This window comes from Candidatus Pseudomonas phytovorans (genome assembly GCA_029202525.1).
In the GTDB taxonomy this organism is placed as follows: Bacteria; Pseudomonadota; Gammaproteobacteria; order Pseudomonadales; family Pseudomonadaceae; genus Aquipseudomonas; species Aquipseudomonas phytovorans.
In genome coordinates, this window is the sequence record CP119325.1 from 3,198,732 (window position 1) to 3,218,404 (window position 19,673).

Sequence of the window (19,673 nt, forward strand, 5' to 3'; positions counted from 1 at the left end):
AGGCTCGCTCCCCGCTGGCGGTCAACGTTGTGCAGTCTTGTTGTCCCAACTCGGGATCTTGAACACCCAGAACGAGCCACCCTGAGCCACCGGCTTGGTCAGCTCGGCCATGTCGCCGCCCCACAGCGGCACGGCGCCGCCGTAGCCCACGGTCACGCCGATGTACTGCTCGCCGTCCTGCTCCCAGGTGATGGGCGGCGAGACGATGCCGCTGCCGGTCTGGAACTTCCACAGCTCCTTGCCCGTCTTGGCGTCGAAGGCCTTGAAGAAACCGTCGCCGGTGCCGGTGAACACCAGGTTGCCCTTGGTTGCCAGCACACCGGCCCACAGCGGCAGGTGCTCCTTGTGTTCCCACACCAGCTTGCCGGTGGTCGGGTCCATGGCGCGCAAGGTGCCGACATGGTCGTCATACATGCGTTTGATACGGAAGCCCATGCCCAGGTAGGCCGAGCCCTTCTTGTAGTTCACTTCCTCGGTCCAGTACTCCTCTTTCCACTGGTTGCCGGGAATGTAGAACAGGCCGGTGTCCTGGCTGTAGGCCATGGGGTTCCAGTTTTTGCCGCCGAGGAACGGCGGCGAGACTTCTACTGGTTTGCCCTTGGTTTCACCCGGCAGCGGTTTGGCCGGGCGTTGGCCGGGGTTTTCCACCGGGCGCCCGGTCTTCAGGTCGATATGGCTGGCCCAGGTGATGTTGTCGACGAAGGGGAAGGCGTTCTGCAGCTTGCCGTTGTTGCGGTCGACCACGTAGAAGAAGCCGTTGCGGTCGGCGTGCCCGGTGGCCTTGACCACCTTGCCGTCCTTGTCCTTGTAGTCGAACAGCACCAGTTCGTTGTTGCCGGAGAAGTCCCAGGCATCGTTTGGCGTGTGCTGGTAGAACCACTTCACCTCGCCGGTGCTGGGGTCGACACCGACCTGGCCCGAGGTGTACAGGCTGTCGTAGTCGTGGGGATTGCCGTCTTTGGAGGTGCGCGCCCAGGTGTTCCAAGGGCCGGGGTTGCCCGCGCCAACGATGATGGTGTTGGTCTCGGCATCAAAGCTGGCGCTCTGCCAAGGTGCGCCGCCGCCGTGGCTCCAGGCCTCGACCTTGCCGGTTTCGGTGGTTGGGTCGTCTGGCCAGGATGGCGCCTTGACGTCGCCGGTCGGGGTGCTGTCCTTGCCGTTCAGGCGGCCCATGTGGCCTTCGACGAAGGGCCGCATCCACACTTCTTCGCCGGTGTCCGGGTCGCGGGCGAACAGTTGGCCGACCACGCCGAATTCATCGCCGGAGCTGCCATGGATCAGCAGCACCTTGCCGCTGGTCTTGTCTTTGATCAGCACCGGAGCGCCGGTCATGGTGTAGCCGGCGCTGTGGTCGCCGAACTTCTTGTTCCAGACCACTTTGCCGGTGTTCTTGTCGAGGGCGATGAGCCGCGCGTCCAGGGTGCCGAAGTAGATCTTGTCGCCGTAGATTGCCGCCCCGCGGTTGACCACGTCGCAGCACGGGCGAATGTTGTCGGGCAGGCGGTGGTTGTAGGTCCACAGGCGTTTGCCGGTCTTGGCATCCAGGGCGAACACCCGCGAGTAGGAACCGGTGACGTAGACCACGCCGTCGCTGACGATGGCCTGCGACTCCTGGCCGCGCTGCTTCTCGTCGCCGAAGGAGTAGGACCATGCCGGGGTCAGCTTGAACACGTTCTGGTCATTGACCTGGGCCAGCGGGCTCCAGCGTTGGGCGTTGGTGCCCATGCCGTACTGCAACACGTCCTTGGTGGTCAGGTGGTCGTTGGCGATGTCTTCCCAGGTGACGTTCTTGCCGGCAGGTGCAGCAGGTGGGGTGGCCGCTGTTGCCACTGTGCCCAGGGCCAGGCTACCGGCCATCAGCAGCACGCGCACGCTCAGGGCCAGAGGGGAAAGGGCGGGTAGCGATCTTATTGTCATGGTTGCAGTTCCCAGTGGAGGTTTTGGCCTGCACAGGGTGGGGCGGCGGCGCCGCCGCGGGATACGGAAAAAGTCCCGCCCTTGCCGGGAAGAGTTCCCGAACGGCACCTCAATTGGCCCTTCGCCACAAGCCCTACTACCAAGGGAGCAGGGCCCGGCCACCAAAGCAGCATTCGGCCGCCTGCGGGGTATTTCTAAGATGGCGAAACAGCCTCTGTGGTTGAGGCTTAGCGTGCAACGGTGAGGGCATAACAATGACAAAAAAACACAATGTGTTGCTTGCTGCAGGCCTGTTGGCCGGGGCAGTGCTGACCGGCACCGCCTGGGCTCATGGCAACGTGGTCCCGCAGGCGGTGGAGACCAAGGGCCTGACCCCGATCAAGGACGCAGGTGTGAGCCTGGACGGCGACGGCTGGGCGGCGGTCAACCCTTACCGCAGTTCGCCGGAACACGACAAAGCGGTAGAAATCGGCGCCTCGGCCTACAACCAGAACTGCGCGGCCTGCCATGGCCTGGAGGCCAAGTCCGGTGGCATCGCACCGGACTTGCGCATGCTGGATGTCGGTGATGCCGGGGATGAATGGTTTGTCGAACGGGTACGCCACGGCGCGGTCCGCGATGGCCGTGTGTACATGCCGAAGATGGCCGACTACCTCAGCCAGGAAGCCCTGTGGGCGGTGCGTACCTACCTGGACAGCGTGCATGTCGAGGAGTGACAGCCATGCGCGGTAACCCTGGTACCAAAGAACAAGCGCTTCGCTGCCAACGAGGCATTCGCCCGGCACCCGGGGCTTTTTACCATCGCTACATAGCCTGTCGCTGGACAGGCATCACCCGCAGAGGCTCAGCATGATCTACGCACAACCCGGAACCCCAGGCGCCGTCGTGTCTTTCAAACCTCGCTACGGCAACTTCATCAATGGCGCGTTCGTGCCGCCGGTGGCTGGCCAGTACTTCACCAACAGTTCGCCGGTCAATGGCCAGCCGATTGCCGAATTCCCGCGCTCCACTGCCCAGGACGTCGACCATGCCCTGGACGCCGCGCACGCTGCCGCCGATGCCTGGGGCAAGACCTCGGTGCAGGACCGCGCCCTGGTGCTGCTGAAAATTGCCGACCGCATCGAGCAGAACCTGGAGGTGCTGGCCGTCACCGAAAGCTGGGACAACGGCAAGGCCATACGCGAAACCTTGAATGCCGATGTACCGCTGGCAGCGGACCACTTCCGCTACTTCGCGGGCTGTATCCGCGCCCAGGAGGGTGGCGCAGCCGAGATCAACGAAGGCACCGTGGCCTATCACATCCATGAACCGTTGGGCGTGGTCGGGCAAATCATCCCGTGGAACTTCCCGCTGCTGATGGCGGCCTGGAAGCTCGCCCCGGCACTGGCCGCCGGCAACTGTGTGGTGCTCAAACCGGCCGAGCAGACACCCTTGTCGATCACCCTTTTTGCCGAGCTGATCGCTGACCTGCTGCCGGCAGGCGTGTTGAACATCGTCCAGGGCTTCGGCCGTGAGGCTGGCGAGGCGCTGGCCACCAGCAAGCGCATTGCCAAGATTGCCTTCACCGGCTCCACCCCGGTGGGCTCGCACATCATGAAATGCGCGGCCGAGAACATCATTCCGTCCACTGTCGAGCTGGGCGGCAAGTCGCCGAACATCTTTTTTGAAGACATCATGCAGGCCGAGCCTGCGTTCATCGAGAAGGCCGCCGAAGGCCTGGTGCTGGCGTTCTTCAACCAGGGCGAGGTGTGTACCTGCCCGTCGCGGGCACTCATCCAGGAATCGATCTACGCGCCATTCATGGCTGAGGTGATGAAAAAGATCGCCAGGATCACTCGGGGCAACCCGCTGGACACCGAGACCATGGTGGGTGCCCAGGCCTCGGAGCAGCAATACGACAAGATCCTTTCGTATTTGCAGATTGCCCAGGAGGAGGGTGCGCAGTTGCTCACCGGTGGCGGCGCCGAGCGGCTGCAGGGCGACCTGGCCAGCGGGTATTACATCCAGCCAACCCTGCTCAAGGGCAACAATACAATGCGTGTGTTCCAGGAAGAAATCTTCGGCCCGGTGGTAGGTGTGACCACCTTCAAAGACGAAGCCGAAGCGCTGGCGATCGCCAACGACACCGAGTTCGGCCTGGGCGCAGGCCTGTGGACCCGCGACATCAACCGCGCCTACCGTATGGGGCGCGGAATCAAAGCCGGCCGCGTATGGACCAACTGCTATCACCTTTACCCGGCCCATGCGGCGTTTGGCGGCTACAAGAAGTCTGGCGTGGGACGTGAGACCCACAAGATGATGCTCGACCATTACCAGCAGACCAAGAACCTACTGGTGAGCTACGACATCAACCCGCTGGGCTTCTTCTGATCGCCTGCGCGCCGCATGACCGGGCAGGAAATGCCGGGCTGTGAGGTATTTCCCGGGTATCTGGACATCTCAGTCAGTGATCAGCCCTGGCGGGCCGATCACTGATTCTGCAATTGCAGATCAAACCTTGAACTGCGCCACCATGCCATTCAGGTCCACCGCCAGCCGCGACAGATCCTGTGCCGCTGCGCTGGTCTGGTTAGCCCCCGCCGATGTCTGCATCGCCAGGTCACGAATGTTCACCAGGTTGCGGTCTACTTCGCGCGCCACCTGCGCCTGCTGCTCCGAAGCACTGGCAATCACCAGGTTGCGCTGGTTGATCGAAGCAATTGCCTCGGCGATCACCTCCAGCGCTTGCCCCGCACCCTGAGCCACCTCCAGCGTACCCGTCGCGCGCCCCTGGCTGCTGTGCATCGCCGTCACCGCACGCTCGGTACCGTTCTGGATGCCGGCGATCATCTGCTCGATCTCTGCTGTCGACTGTTGGGTACGGTGGGCGAGGGCGCGGACTTCGTCGGCCACCACGGCGAAACCACGGCCTGCTTCACCCGCACGGGCCGCTTCGATCGCAGCGTTCAGTGCCAGCAGGTTGGTCTGCCCGGCAATCGCGCCAATCACATCCAGCACGCGGCTGATCTCGTTGGCATTGCTGGCCAGCTGTTCGATCTCGGCCGAGGTGTCGGTCACATCGGCCACCAGGTGCTGGATGGACGCCAATGCCTGGTTGACCCGGTCGCGGCCATCGCGGGTAGTCTGGTCGGCGCCCTTGGAGGCATCGGCGGTGCTGACCGCATTGTTGGCCACTTCCTCGACGGCGGCGGTCATCTGGTTGACGGCCGTGGCTGCCTGGTCGATCTCCGCGCTTTGCTGGTGCAGGCCACGGCTGGTGTCTTCGGTGACGGTGTGCAGCTCTTCCGAGGCCGAAGCCAGTTGGTCGGACGAAGCGGCGATTTTGCGCAGGGTGTCTCGCAGGCTTTCCTGCATACGGGCCAGGGCCCGCAACAGCATGGCGGGCTCGTCGCGGCCGGTAACGCGGATTTCCCGGGTGAGGTCGCCGGTCGCTACACGTTCGGCAACAGCGACGGCATCGGCCAGCGGCACCACGATGCTGCGGGTAAGCACGGTGGCAATGGCCGCCAAGGCAACCATGATCACCAGTAACGAGAGGATGATGGCAGTGAACGCTTCGTCGGCCACATCGCTGCTGCGCTGCGAGGCCTCTTCGGCACCTTTGCTGTTGTAGGCAATCAGCGCGGTCATAGCCTTCATCATGCTGTCGGCGCGTTGGGTGAGCGGGCCGCTGATTTGCTGCTTGGCTTCGTCCATGCGGCCTGCGGCGATGTCCTGCAACACTTGCAGCTGCAGGTTGAGGTACTGCTGATGCGCATCATTGAAGGTGTTGAACAAGGCGCGGTCGTCGGCCGCGATGATGGTGTCGGCGTAGTCCTTGAGGCCGTCCTTGAGTTCGGTGTTGATGCCCTCAAGCATCTGAATGTTCCGTGCGCGCTCGGCAGGGTTGTCGTCCAGTGCAGCGCGCAGGGTGACGGCGCGGGCGCGCCCGAGGTTGCTGCTGATGTCACCCAGGGCTACCACAGCGGGCATCCAGGTGATCCGGATCTCGTCCGTGGCCGTGTCCATCTGGCGGGTTTCGTAAAGTGCGATAAGGCCCATGAACAGGACCAGGATGCCCAACAGGGCGAACACGCTGGCAGCGCGAATGCCGATCTTCATATTCCGTAACTGCATGGAATGCTCCTTGACGGTGGCGTGCAGGCGTCAGGAGCTTGGCCGATAGCCGGGTCACCGGGATGGTGCCAGGCCCTTGAAGCGCTGCGGATTTAAATGTGTGCCTCACCCTCTTGAATACTTTTTTGATTTCGATGATGCCATATGGCCATCATTGTTGAACAGTCATTCAATGAAATGACTGAAAACGACAAAACCGTCAATTGTTGACGGTTTTGTCAGGTATTTGCGATCAGACGATCGCGATAAGGGGGTCGGCAGCAGCCAGGGCCAGGGCGCGGTCAGCCGCTGGCGGGTAGATCCACACCGAGTTGATCTGGCGCTTGAGGGCCTTGCCTTCTTCGCCATGCAGCTTCAGTTCGCGCTCCCAGCCTTCGCTGTACGCTGCGCCCCATTCGCCCAGGTCCAGGCAGGTGACGTACTTGGGCTGGCGATACATCACCGGCGCCACGCCGAGCAGGTCGGCCATGGCGTTGTTGCCCGAGTGGCGGCCCATGGGGATGGCGTGCTGGCAGGTCATCAGGGCGTGGTTGCCCAATTCGTCGACGGCGGCCCAGGCGGTGTCACCGGTGGCGTAGATGTGGTCCTGGCCGATCACCTTGAGGTGGTCGTTGACCTTGAGGCGGCCGAGGTTGTCGCGCTCGCCGGCAACCTGGGCGGTCAGCGGGCTGGCCTTGACGCCGGCGGTCCAGATCACGGTGTTGCTGGCGATGTACTCACCGTTGCCCAGGGTCACGCCGCCTTCATCCACCGCCACCACAGAGGTGCCGGTCAGCCACTCGGCGCCCGCCTGTTCACTGGCGGCGACGATCGATGGGGTGATCCCGGCGCCGAGTGCGGCACCGACGTGGGTGCCACGGTCGATCACCAGTACCCGCACCGCAGCATCGCTGCCGAGGATGGCGCGCAGGCGGACGGGGATTTCTGTGGCGGTTTCGATGCCGGTGAAGCCACCGCCACAGACCACCACCGTGTTGCGTGCCTCTGATGCGGGCAGGGCGGCCAGACCGACCAGGTGCTGTTCGAGTTTCACCGCCGACTCCATCTGGTCGACATCGAAGGCATGTTCGGCCAGGCCCGGAATCGCCGGGCGTGCCACCTGGCTGCCGGCGGCGAGGATCAGGCGGTCGTAGGCAATCTGCTGACGTTGGCCGTCGACATCGGTGTAGCTGACGCTGCGGCCCTCGGCATCGATGGCCTCGGCATTGCCGGTGATGAAGTGCACACCAACCGCGTCAAACAGTTCACCTACCGGTGCCTTCAGGCTGTGCACGTCGGCTTCGTAGAAGCGCGGGCGGATGCGCAGTTCCGGTTGCGGCGCGAGCACGCTGATGCTCAGGTCGTCGCGCTGGGCCTGGTCGAGCAGGCGGGCGGCGCTCAGGGCGCTCCACACACCGGCAAAGCCGGCACCGATGATCAGGATGTTCGATTTCATGGAAGAGCTCCGCAAGGTTGAAGAGGGCTTCGAGGGCATCGGTTGTGCTGCTCGAATAACTACGACTCTATTGATCGTAGTTAATGTCGGCAAGCTTTTTTTTCGTTCGGGCCCTTCGCCGATCGCTGAAAAACCGGCGAGAGTCCCTGTGGATAATGGCTCCCGTGACCGGTGCCGAAATCAGCGAAGGCGACGGGCGGCGCGTGACGGCTTTGCGCACATTCATCGAGAGGCGTACTATTTGCGACAAAGTTGGTCGGAGATTTACATGTCGCTTTACAGTGCTGGCGTCGAATACGGCATCCATTGCCTGCTCTATCTCGTGGACGAGCGTGGCGACACCCGTGAGTCCAGCGTGCGTGACCTGGCGGAGTTGCAGGGCGTGCCGCAGGAGTACCTGGCCAAGGTCTTTACCAAGCTCGCCCGGGCCAAACTGGTGGCTGCTACTGAGGGCGTGCGCGGTGGCTTCCGCCTGGCGCGGCCGTCGGATGAGATCACCGTGCTGGATATCGTCAATGCCATTGACGGGCCGAAAAAGATCTTCGATTGCCGCGAGATCCGCGAGCGTTGCACTCTGTTCGAGGGTTCTGCACCCGGCTGGGCGACTGAAGGCACGTGCGCGATCCATGCCGTGATGCTGGGGGCGCAGAAGCGCATGGAAGAGGCGCTGGCACAGCAGACAATCCTCGATCTGTCCCGGCGCTTCGGGCGCAAGGCCCCGGCGGAGTTCGGGCAGAAGGTCAATGCCTGGATGGGCGGGCGGCGTGATGGCAAGGGTGGGGGAGATATCCCGGTCAAGCAATTGCAGGACAAGGTTGATTAGGGGCAGCTGAAGCCATAAACGACGTCTGGAACAGGCCAGCCAAGCATACGCTTGGAGATGTATCACCCTTCAAGACAAAACGCCCGATGTGGGGCACCGGGCGTTTTGAGATCGTCAGGCGGGGTTCAAGGATAGCTAGATGCGGCTCTCGGCTGCACCTTTACAGGCCCTTGTTTGATAGCTCAACTGCCCATTAACTGCTTAAGCTCCCGGTGCGTTTTAGGCCCACGAGTGCCAGGTGGGAAGTACCAATGCGCATCATAGGTAACGTCGTGAAGCTTTGGATTGGGTGGAAGTTTCGAACTGCGGTAGTACGACGCAGTGTTGAAAGCCGCCGTGTACTTCTCAGACAGCCCCACCATGCTGTTGTTCGAGAGGTAATAATCCGCTCGGGCAAGTTCCTCGATGCCATCGACTGAGTAGTTGACCGTTTGGACATAAGTATTGGCCTTGACAGGCTTGCCTAGGATTCTGGCGAACTCCGCAGCGAATGATTGGTCACCACCGGCTCCGCCATGACACATATTTAACTGTACGACGTCCACACTATGAAAGTCGATAACCGGGTTGCCCAGTGGGTCCTTGAGCCGCCTCAGATGATCAACGGTCGTTTGAGCATTCCAGTAAGATTTTAATGGGACAGAGGTGCCTGGCATAGGGGGTGCCGTTTGAATAATCGCGAGAGCACCAGGGCCGGGATTATTTGCAGAATGGGGTGCTGCACCATGGAACATTAGTTTGAGGCGGTAAAGCGGTTCGCTGACCTCAAATCGGCATGCTGCAATACTGTGCGTCAATTGATTGAAGCGTGCTAACGCATCGGTATATGCCGGTGTACCCTTCAGCGTGTGGTTGATTGATGTCAGTTGCCTGTATAAAACGCGGATATCAGCGTCAAGCTCATGCTTCAGCGCTATCAGGTCATTCATCAATGGTCTTACTTGATGTTGGGCGTTCATGAGCTCCTTGTTAGCGCTCCTAACGGACGTGTTTAGAGATTTCGATTTTGAACTGATAATCTTATCTGCGTCAGCCACTACGGCGGCGATGGCTTTGCCTTTGAAGAAGGGCCTATCCAAGAGTGCGATGTTCACAGGCTGGACGGTGTATTCCTTGAAGAATTTTTTCAGATTAATTATCTGGTCATCGTTAGAGAAGTTTGAGCCTGTCAGGACAACGCGTTTGAGCAGGCTCCATCTCTCTTGGGTGGGTTTGAACAGGATCTTCGCCTCGTCGGCCTGCCTGAACAAGGAATCTGCGTCCACCAGAGACGCTGAACTGTCTAGCGTTTTAACCTGCGTGTCTATTAGTTTTTTCTGGGTTACCTTCAGGTTTTCTAACGCGTTTTGCAGTTCAGTGGTGGCCGCTTGCGGCGCTGTTTTACCAGTGGTGGCAATTAACCCCTCGCATTGCTTGATTGTCTTGGAGACGTTATCTGAGCTTTCTTGCATCAGCAGTACATTTTGCTTTAATGCTGCTTTCACATTGTAGTCATCATGCGCCACCCAAATTTTAGCGGTATGCTCTGGATTGTTACTGAGCATCACCGAATGGGGCGACTCGATGTGACCACCTAGCGTAACCGTCCTCATGCTGCCGGCCGATACTCCATTATCCAAATGGGAAATAGCTGAGGTAGTTTTTCTGGCGACTTTTCCGATCTGGTATTTATACGCTCGGGAGAACTTGAACAGGCCTTTTAACCTGGTCAGTTTTACCGATTGGCGCAGAGCATGAAGCCCTTGGATACCTCGACGCACGCCTTTGAGCAACAGACTTCCCAATTTCCCCAAGCTTTTGCCCGAAGCGTCGAACAAACCGACCACCGCCGAAGCCCAGCCTAGTTTCCTCGAGAGTGCCGGGTTGCTTTGTCGTAGTGACATATCTGCGACTGACAGGCTGAAAGCGGCCGCCGCGAAAGCGAAAAGTACGACCCCCAGCAAGCCGCCTGTGAGTACAGAGCCGACTACCGCGAGAACTAAAAAGCCCGCCGCAAGCACCCACTCCCACCAGGCTGCCGGCTCGTGATAAGGAGGTTTGGTGTCTCGAATCATGTCATCCAGGGAAGCCAGTTGGGTCGATTCAGCTCTACGGCTGATCATGATATGCCCGCTGGGGTCGTGCCAGTTTACGGGGTCCCGACCGGCACAATACGCTCGGTCATTCAGGCCACCCTCACCAAACGGGCTTAGCGTATCGCTTTGAAAAAAAGCTTGGTGGCGAGGGTCATAAACCCGGTACCCGTTGCCCAAGTGATAACTACCGGTAACCGGGTCAACCCGCTGTCCGTTATAGCCCAAGCCGCTGCTCAGTTTGCCGAGTTGCTCAAGCGGGGCTTCACCCCATGGGGTGAAACCTACCGAAACGCTGGACCATTTGCCTGTCTTGTCTACCGAATACTCTTCCGCGCCGGCGTTGAGTGGGTCGGGTAGATTGAAGTGGGTATACGCGACCTCGTTGTCATCCCGGTGGTCGTAGCGAAGTACCACCAACCCGGCTTCTTCATCCAGGATTCTGCGGCGAAGAAGGTCTCCATTCCCATCCAGGCATACTTCGCCGCAGAGGCGATCACCGGTGTACTGGAAAACGTAGCGCTGTTTTTTCTGCTCGTCCCACTGTGAAGCCAGCCGGCCATATTCGTCGTACTCATAGCTGACTAGCGGCGTGGACTGCGCATTTTCGCTGACTGACAGTAGTTGTCCCTCAGCGGTGTACGCGAAGACTCTGCGTTGTTCATCGGTGGTGATGCTGCCATTGCTGTTGCTGGCAAGCGTCAAGGTGGTCGTCTCACCTGCCTTGCCGCCCTTGGGCGTCGGTGTCACGCTGACGCTGGTGCGTTGCGTCGGTTGCAGGGCATCTTCGTAAGCATACACACGCATTTCGCTGTCACCATCTGCAAACGTGCTGATACAACTTGTGATGTTCCCAAGTGCATCATACGTGTAAGCTTGGTCCTTAAGGCTCCGGGCATGGGTATCCTGTATCTCAAAGCCTTTGCTGGCCGTGACAGTCCAATGTTCGAGCTCATTGCGTTTCTCGTCGTAATTGAACGTTTCTGTTCGTGTTGCCTCGGCGCTCCCGTTACGGTACCAGGTTTTGCGCTGCAACTGCCCGATCACCGACCAACTTAGTTCGTAGCGGCTTTTTTCCTCACCATCCAGACAATAGGCACGCTGGATTTCTCGCTCAAAATAGTCATAACTGTATGAGACCGACAACGTTCGGCCGCTGCGCCGATCATGGATGATGGTTTTTTCCGGAGCGCCGTGCGCCGTATAAGAGTATTGATAATCCAACTGGCCGCGGCGGGCACGGCTACGACGTTTTTGCGCATCTTGCCAACTGCGGCTGACCACACCACTGGCGAGGCATGCACTTTCAACATGACTGCGCATCGAACGCGTGCAGCTTTCGAGTTGTTGCACCCTGCGCACGGTGCGCCTGTTCCATGTTTGGCCCAGGAGCAGGGGTGACCAACTCGTACAACTGATGATGTCTGGATTGATGAGCCCATCGGCAGGTTTTTCGGCATGCATGGCCTGGGTAACGGCGTTGTAGCTGAAGCTGGACAGAAGTTTCTTTTGCGCACTTGGCTGTTTACCCTGCGCGTACCAAGATGTTACGCCACCGTCAGCACTCCGTTCGCTGAATACAAGGGTGCCATCGGGGCGTTGCACTCCGTTAGCATTAAATGTCGTTATCTGTTTGGAGCCCGGTTTGCCCACGGTTCTGGTGGCCATGTCATCGCCCCGGTTTCCATCGCCGTACAGTGTCTGCTCGCCCAACTGAAGCTCGGTACCTGATGTGGGCAGCATACACACTTTGATGGGGACGTGGCTCAACCCCTGGTATGTCCACTTGATCACGGTGTCGTCTGGAGCGATTATCTGCGTGCGGCGTCCCAGTTCGTCATATTCGGTTTTCCACTCTCGGGTAATGCTGCCAATCGTTTCCGTGGTTTTGACGTGCTGGCCACGGGCGTTGGTGAGTTGCTCAGTGAGCAGACCGAAATCTTCCAGTTTTTTCCCGTCAGGGGTCGGCCGCATGAAGCTGCGCGACAGCGTTACACTGCCACTGCGATGATTGGTCTGTATCTCCTCCATACCTCGCATGAGGCCATGCACCGACGAGCCGGTCAGGCTTCTCATCCGCCGAGTTTGCGTACCATCCGCCTTGTTACCTGGATGCTCTTCGATCACTTCCCAGAACCAATCGCGCAAGTTGGTCGATAAACTGACGCCCTCGTTGCGTACACACAACCCGCCGGGAAGATAGTCATAAGTACACTGCTGGCGGACATTGCCCAGGCTGTCGTAGGTTATTTCTTCGAGGGTTACAAAGTGGCTGTTACCTTCGTTGTCTGGCCTGCTTTGCAATTCGCGTCGCACCGGGCGCTGGAAGCCATCAAGCAGGGTGCGCCCTAGGCGGCCATCCGGGCCGGATGTTGTAACCCAAGTGCCATTGCCTTGCCCTGACCAGGTATGCGTTTTGCCACTTGAGCTAAAACCATTGCTGCGACCCTTTTCAAATCCTGCCGGATCCCAGGCATAGGTGGTGCTGGCCAGCGGGCGATCGCACGCGTCATAGGTATGAAACACCATCGACGTCGGGATGCCGGACTCGTCCTGTTGTGCTTCCCGCAGCATGCGGTCGCTGCGACCCGAGCGGATTTTGTGGGAAACGACCGCGGTCAGGTTGAGCTCGCCTACCTTCAGCGGTGACTCGCTTTTCGCTCGTAACGTGCCTTCAGTGGCGTCGACGTTGACTGTCTCGGTCAGCGCTCTGGTCTGGCGAGCGTCATTGTCTTTGTACCAGCGAGTCGAAGTGGTGGTGGTCTTGCCATTGCTTTCGGCATGCGTTACCTGCTGCAGATCAACCAGAAGCCCCACGCGTCCTCTGGCCTTAGTGATTGCCCAACATGTTTGGGTGGTGTCCACCGAGACACCTTCCATTGTTATGACGGTATCGGGGATCAACACTCCCTTGCTGCCTTTACGGGCGTGGCCATAGCCAAATAGCGTTACGGACACGTCCGATAGACTTCCGTCGGGAAACTTCAGATAACTGCACTGGCCCATGAGTGGGGGTGATGTTGGGTCTGGAACCTGGGGGCATACCAGTAGTTTGGAGGGAAAAGCGGCCTCATTCTTTTCCAGCTTGAGCCCATTCACCAGCTTGCTGATGTCAGGCGCGTTGCTGTCGCCGACCTTGGCAGGGTAATAGCAGAAGTGTGTGGTCTGTCCGTCATCGGTGACCGTTTTCAGCACTGCTCCGGTGTGCTGGTCATATTCGAAGACGGTTGTTTCCAGGGTGCACTTCACGTAATCGGTAACCGCGCTGGTTTTTTGGGTGGTGGCGTTCATCAGTTGCTCTCCTTTACAGGCGGATCTTGCTGGTCAAGTGCTGTGCCGGTTGAGGTGCGATGCGGCCTAAGGTCTTCGGTCAGTACCGTAGTACTGAGCGGCTGTGTGCCCAGACGGTACTTCACGGCTGGGTCGGCAGCGGTGACGGTGTCGGGGTAAGTCATGGAAGTGGTCTCGCGGGCGACACCGGGCAACTCTTCGATGACTTGGGTCTGGACCAGGAAGCCGTTCTTTAGCATCCAGGTTCGTCGGGTGAAAGGCGCGCGTTTGCTGTCGCCGTTATCCTGCATGCAGATAGCGCTATAGGTGTTGCCGTCATCACGCAAATGATCGATGTGCCCTTCATAGCGCCAGGCATGGCTGATGCTTTGCTGCCCAGCTCCTGGCACCAGCGTGTGTCGACCGACCCTCGACAAGGGAATCGCGGTTTCGTTGATATCCCAATCTCGCCATTCAGGTACGTAGCTCACCACTTCCAGCGAACCATCTTGCTCGACCACCGAACAAAGCACGCGGTCAAGCACGGGTTCGCGTTGATAGCCGAAGACGACTGATTGCACAGGCGTGGCCTCAAGTTGACCTTGATGTGTCAAATGGGTGAGCAGGCAGTCCTCGATAGTAAGCTTGACGTCATAGGCTTCGTCGCTGTCGGGCCACACTGTAAATGTACTGCTGTACTTACCGATCGCAACCGGTTCTTCATGTGATGCGCTGAGCAAGGTTGTATTGCCATCGGCGATAGACGTCAGCCTTACATGCCCTTTGCTACCGGCCCATGCTAGTGTCAGTTTTCCACCGAGAGGGGACTCAATGTTAACGGGCACCAGGATGAAGGCCTTGCGGTTCATATCCGTTTGCATCTTTTCGATGTTTTTGATCTTGCCCTCGTAGTCGGCTTTGTGCTCGCTGCTGATCCCGCTTTCTTTTCGCCACTGACTGAGATTCGCCTTGATATGCCCCAGCTTACTTACCAACAGGGTTTTAAAATGCTCACTCGGCTCCTCGCCGTCGTGAGGATCAGGCTTGGCCAAGGTTTCTGATCGTCCCGATGGAAAAACAATCGTTATCTTGTTCAGCGCATCGAAGCTGCCGTTGGCTCCGGTGAGTGTGATGCCATTGATTGCCAGCCGCTTGTTGCCCTGCGCCGCGCTCACGTTTTCGGCGGTCAATGTAACGGTCTGGCCATTGCTCAGTGTCAGGCGGTGTTGACGATTGTCGTAGGCGCTGAAGCGGAAGGCCCAGCCGTCACCCAGGGCGCCTTCATTGGCGCGGGTGGCGCTGTAGTGCAGCGTCAGGTCAATTTCCGGGCCTTTACCTTCAAGGCCGCGGATGACGCCGACAGGGCAGTGGGCGTGGAACAGGCCGGTTTTCGGATCGACACCATTCTCGACAGCGCCGCTAATGTCATAAACCTCAGAGCCAAGTGTCGCAGTGTAGTCGGCGCACAGCGTGTCCTTGGGCGAGAAAGGCTTACCCACAATTGGCGGGTCGATCGATAGTGGCAAAGCGCACGCTCGAGCAATATTGGAAGCGCTCACATAGCTTGCGCTGAAGAGCTTGAAAGCCTTTGGAAGATGGACGTTCTGCGGTACGTATACGCTAATCCCGCCGGTGCGCCTACCTGTGCTGCGCAGAGGCAGGAGAGCAGATTGTACAAGCGCCATGGGTGAAAAATCTGAGGTGCTGGACGCCACACGAATGCCTTTTTCATAAGCATCTGCAGTGAGCTGTAATTGCAAGGAACACGCATATACGAAGGGATGCTGGATTAAGGCGCTTTTTAATTTGGCTAGATTCTCTTGTATGATCGCGCTTGTAATTTCATGATGACTCAATAGTCTGTTGAGATGCTCTAACAGGTTGCTGTCCACGTGGAGCAGAGCTGCTTTCATATGGGGTATTGCAATTTTAGCCGCTTCGGCCTTGTTTGGAAATTTCTCTGCAGTCTGATGCTTGGCGTGCATGCCGAACTCCTCTGCCTGTTGCCAAGAGCAGCCGCGTGCAATACGTTCTCGTTTTACGAAGCCATACACTTTCTCGTAAAAGGGTAAGGGCAGATCTTCACCCATATCGTAGAAGACTTTTTTGTCCATATCGGCGAATGCCTTTTCAGCTTCTTCCGTAGCTGTCGTGTCGAAATATTTAATGATTTTGTTCACGTCCACTGACAGCAAGTCAGCGGTCTTCAGTGCTTGAATGACAGTCGCTATATTTGAACCGTCAAAGACGAATTTATAGTTGCCGCTTTCACGCCGATTCAAAATTTTCTTTACTGTTGATATCAGTATATTGCTATAACGGTGCGTGCGCATCGTAAAAACAGCACGCACCTCGTTACAAGCTTCGCAGTCCACCCAATGGTCGCGAGGCAACCCCATTTGCCATACATCGGTAGGTACTGGTAACTGTCCCGATCGAGCGATGCTCGATGCCAATAAAGCCGGCAGATCCGCAGACTCCATTGCCTTGTGCGGGTCACCGTAGGTCAACCCGTTATAATAGGGATGACCGAGAGCATCGTTCTCGATTCTCTGGACCACTGCCGATCGCGTGATCCACGGCGCCGCAACGCCGAATTTAGCGCCTCGCATGCAGTAATCAAGTTTATCGACATCCGCGTCGCTGATGACTTCTCCGCCCCAGGCCGTGAGGTGCGAGAATTTTATGCGGTCGACAGAGTTCTTTAGCTCATTGAGATAGAGTGCCGCATAGACAATCGCTTCTTCACAGGCCAGCTTATCTTGCAGGAAGACTAATGTCGGGTGCAGTGCGGGTGGCGCTTGTGGAGTGCAGGGTTCAGGTGCTCGCCAAGGTCGAACGATGCATGTAGTGTCCGCACTTTCGGGTACCCAGAGGGTGCACTCGCTGGAGACAGCAGAGGGGATACTTTGTGCCGTTTCGCTCCAAGTCATGAAAGATGCCGAGTCCAGAAGAGGTGTCAATGCTGCGGCCAACCCCTTGAGCCAGTCAGCTTCGGATATCGTTGTTGTGGAGTCAGCTTGCCATTCGCACGACGTGAGCGCTCTCCCGCTCCAGCGTTCAGTGAGTGTCACGGATAATCCGCTTCTATAATCTTTATAAAGGTCGCCGAAAGTCAGTAGACGACCGTCGGCCGAGGTGAGCGCGCACTCGCTCTTTTCCCCTGAATCGAGTGGGCCGACCATAAATACCTTTATCGGCAGCATCATGACCCAAATCATGCAGTCGCTTGCGATCGGCAATGCGTCTGCTGAAGCCGCACTGCCTGCACGGACGTATTTTCCAAGGGGGGATTCTTGAAGTGCTTCGGCAAAGGCTTTGAAGCATTGACCGGGGTCGGTGTCTTTTTCTTTTAGGGCATAAATAAAAGGCGAACCAGGCAGGTGAACGCCGGAAAGACTGTCCAGCACGATAAGTTGTATTTTATCTTCTGCTTTCAGGCTGGAAGCGTGTACCCGACGATGTTTGCGCCACGTCAGCGCATCCACCTCTACAGACAGGTTCGAGTACTGCGGTATCCAGAGCGCATTCTTTACATCCTCTGGTACTACAGTAACGCCATCAGCCCCCAAAACCCCGGCCCGCAGCATGCCGTTTTGTGAGTGGGACTGGTTGATGTGCGCACACAACGCCTTTGCCCCGCCTGTTGATCTTTCCGTGTGCGTGGGAGAAAACAGATAGGTTTCGTACAAATACTGAGTCGTTCTATCCCGTACCTGAATAGCGATACTCGTACCCGTCGGCGAACTCACATCTGGCACCCGCGCAGCGATGACCTGATTGGCCTTGAACGGTGCATTGCTGAACAGACGGCAATCTTCACCAAAGCACCACAGCCGGTTGAGCTCCATCTTCGCGGCTGCGTCCAGTCTGTTGAATGCTTCCGAACCCGGACTTCCTGTCTTGGCAACCTCAAGCCCACCGGCTTGTTCCAAGTAACCCGCAGACAGCACCTTGCTGCCGTCCGCTGCATCCGGTGCGTCATTTATGGCCTCAAGGAAGGCTTTTGGCCAATCATTCTGGTTGCAGGTATCTGCCTCAGCTGTCCAGGCCACAGACTTGACCACGTGTCCGTCCTGCTCGCTGATAACCCAGGCCTGCAATCGCTCACCGATGGCCAGGTCGCGGTCCGCCAGCAGGTAGCCAGGGCTGCGCCACACGTGCGCGCCGCCACCAATGCTGGCCGGTTCGAAGCCGATCATCGTTGGGAGGATGTCATCGTCCTGGGCATCAGCTGCCAGACCCGGAAAGCCCAAGTTGATAGAGAGCGTTGGGGCCTGGCGCACTGTCAGCTTGAGCCCTGCAGTGTTCATGAACCAGATCGACAAGTCTTTTTTGTGTGCTGCTACGGTGTCTTCAGACCCATTTTTTTTAGCCAGGATGGGCGCATGGGTGTTAACACTGTCCACAACGGCATCGATACGGCTGAGCAGGCTGTCTTCGTCATCTGTGTAATCCAGCACGCATGGCCACTTCTTGACCACGGTTTTGCTGGTGGTGTCTTCCAGGATCAGTTCAATCACCCGCTGGCCGAACCCGGCTTCGGGAGGTTGCACGCACTCGTCAAGTACCTGAGCGATAGAAGTACGCGCGTCACTCACCGTCAGCTCAAGTTCCAGTGCAGCGGGCAGCGCCAGTGTCCAGGCTGTTTGTTCACCCTTGGCTGCCGGGGCTTTGCCTAAGTCGTGAACAGCATGCCTGATGTGCAGGTTGTCATGGATGCTCTTGGCCAGCGCTTCGACGCGAGCGCTCAGGTTCGGCTTGGCCGTGTGCTCCAGTTCGCAGCACCACTGCTGAACGACATGCCGGGTGCTTTTGTCCAGCAGGGTGCACAGCGCAGTCTGTTCGCCAGCGCCATCCGTGGGTGCCTGGATGGAAGTGTCCATGGCTTGCGCCAGTGTAACTGGCGCACCCTTGGCGTCTCGCAAGGCGCACGACCATGGCGCTGCATTATCCGCTTCCAAAAAGCCACCGAGGTCGATCCGCAGAGGCCGGTTCACATGCCAGAAGTCGATTTTGCCATCAGCCTCGATGGTGCCATTACTTTCTGCCTCGGTACCCAGCCGCAGATACGCATCAAGGCCGGCGTTCTTCAGCTGCTTTCGCACCAGGGCGGGCCACTTGTCTGCGGTCCTCTCGTCGCCGAAGATGAACGTCAGTGGCGACCCTGGTAGTGGCTCGCCGCTGTAACCGTCATGCACAACCAGCTTGCGCTCGGCCGCGCTGTATTTGTCATTCAGCGGAATACCGGCGTGGCAGCGTACCCATCGGGCCTGTGCGCCGCTCAACGCGGGCTCAACCGGCCTCACCGTCAGCTCAAGGTCCAACGCAGCCGGCAGTTTCAGTGTCCAGGCGGTTTGGGTTTTATCATTCCTGGAGGTCAGCACTTTGCCGCTGTCGTGAATGATATGCTGAATCTGGAGAGTGGCGTCGATGCTGTCTGCCAGGGCCTTTACCCGCACCGACAGGGCGTCCTTGCCGGCGTTGTAGTCCAACGTGCAGGTCCACTGCTGGATGACCCTGCGGCTTTGTTTATCGTGCAAAGCACATTGCACATCGCGCTCGCCGGCACCCCCTTCCGGGGCCTGGACGAAGGCCTCCAACGTTTGCGCCAGTGTGGCTTCACTGCCGATGGCGCTGCGCGAGGCACAGGACCAGATGGCGGTTTTATCGGTTTCTTCAAAACCTGCGATGAAGACCCGCACCTGTTTGCCCAGTTGCCAGAAGTCGATGGTCTTTTCTGCGTTGATATCGCCGGTAGCGGATGTGGCCGTCCCCAAACGCAAAAAAGCATCCAGGCCATGCTCCCCGAGTTTCGCTCGCACCAATGCGGGCCATTTGTCCTGGGTCGAATCGCTGCCGAAGGTGAACGAAAGTGGAGAGCCATCTAGCGGTTCGCCAGTGATCGCATCATGCACATGGAAAGTACGTACCGCTTTGCTCCACTTGTCGTTCAACGGTATTCCCGTGTTGCAGGGTTGCCATGCGGCTGCACGGGTATCTTCCAACGACGGCTGCGTTGTAGCAGGCATGGCGTAAG

The 19,673-nt window shown here is 58.5% G+C and carries 8 protein-coding genes; 3 read left to right on the forward strand and 5 right to left on the reverse strand.

Annotation, left to right across the window (positions count from 1 at the left end; all coding sequences use genetic code 11):
- Positions 1 to 21: 21 nt before the first annotated feature.
- Entirely contained in the window at positions 22 to 1,917 is a 1,896-nt protein-coding gene (gene exaA, locus P0Y58_14355) for a quinoprotein ethanol dehydrogenase (GenBank protein WEK28092.1), read from the reverse strand.
- A 254-nt stretch (positions 1,918 to 2,171) separates the two neighbouring features.
- Between exaA and pedF the strand changes: the two genes are divergently transcribed.
- Both pedF and P0Y58_14365 read left to right on the forward strand, forming a co-directional pair.
- Positions 2,172 to 2,633 carry a cytochrome c-550 PedF gene (pedF, locus tag P0Y58_14360; GenBank protein WEK28093.1) on the forward strand — a complete coding sequence of 154 codons (462 nt, stop codon included), beginning with the start codon at positions 2,172 to 2,174 and terminating at the stop codon, positions 2,631 to 2,633.
- A gap of 133 nt (positions 2,634 to 2,766) precedes the next feature.
- The gene (locus P0Y58_14365) at positions 2,767 to 4,287 is read left to right on the forward strand and encodes an aldehyde dehydrogenase (protein ID WEK28094.1); all 1,521 of its coding nucleotides are present in this window, start codon (positions 2,767 to 2,769) and stop codon (positions 4,285 to 4,287) included.
- Positions 4,288 to 4,407: 120 nt separating this feature from the next.
- On the opposite strand, the gene P0Y58_14370 is transcribed toward P0Y58_14365, so the two are convergent.
- Together P0Y58_14370 and P0Y58_14375 are read right to left on the reverse strand one after the other, a co-directional pair.
- Positions 4,408 to 6,033: a methyl-accepting chemotaxis protein gene (locus tag P0Y58_14370; GenBank protein WEK28095.1), complete on the reverse strand. Its 1,626-nt coding sequence runs from the start codon at positions 6,031 to 6,033 to the stop codon at positions 4,408 to 4,410.
- Between the two features lie 232 nt (positions 6,034 to 6,265).
- Positions 6,266 to 7,468: an NAD(P)/FAD-dependent oxidoreductase gene (locus P0Y58_14375; GenBank protein WEK28096.1), complete on the reverse strand. Its 1,203-nt coding sequence runs from the start codon at positions 7,466 to 7,468 to the stop codon at positions 6,266 to 6,268.
- A gap of 268 nt (positions 7,469 to 7,736) precedes the next feature.
- On the opposite strand from P0Y58_14375, the gene P0Y58_14380 reads away from it, so the two are divergent.
- Positions 7,737 to 8,291, forward strand: coding sequence for an Rrf2 family transcriptional regulator (locus P0Y58_14380; protein ID WEK28097.1), 555 nt, complete (start codon positions 7,737 to 7,739; stop codon positions 8,289 to 8,291).
- Between the two features lie 182 nt (positions 8,292 to 8,473).
- On the opposite strand, the gene P0Y58_14385 is transcribed toward P0Y58_14380, so the two are convergent.
- Both P0Y58_14385 and P0Y58_14390 read right to left on the reverse strand, forming a co-directional pair.
- Positions 8,474 to 13,654: an RHS repeat-associated core domain-containing protein gene (locus P0Y58_14385; protein ID WEK28098.1), complete on the reverse strand. Its 5,181-nt coding sequence runs from the start codon at positions 13,652 to 13,654 to the stop codon at positions 8,474 to 8,476.
- Positions 13,654 to 19,665, reverse strand: a complete 6,012-nt coding sequence (locus P0Y58_14390; GenBank protein WEK28099.1) for a hypothetical protein — start codon at positions 19,663 to 19,665, stop codon at positions 13,654 to 13,656. The genes P0Y58_14385 and P0Y58_14390 overlap by 1 nt, the downstream gene beginning before the upstream one ends.
- Positions 19,666 to 19,673: the final 8 nt, after the last annotated feature.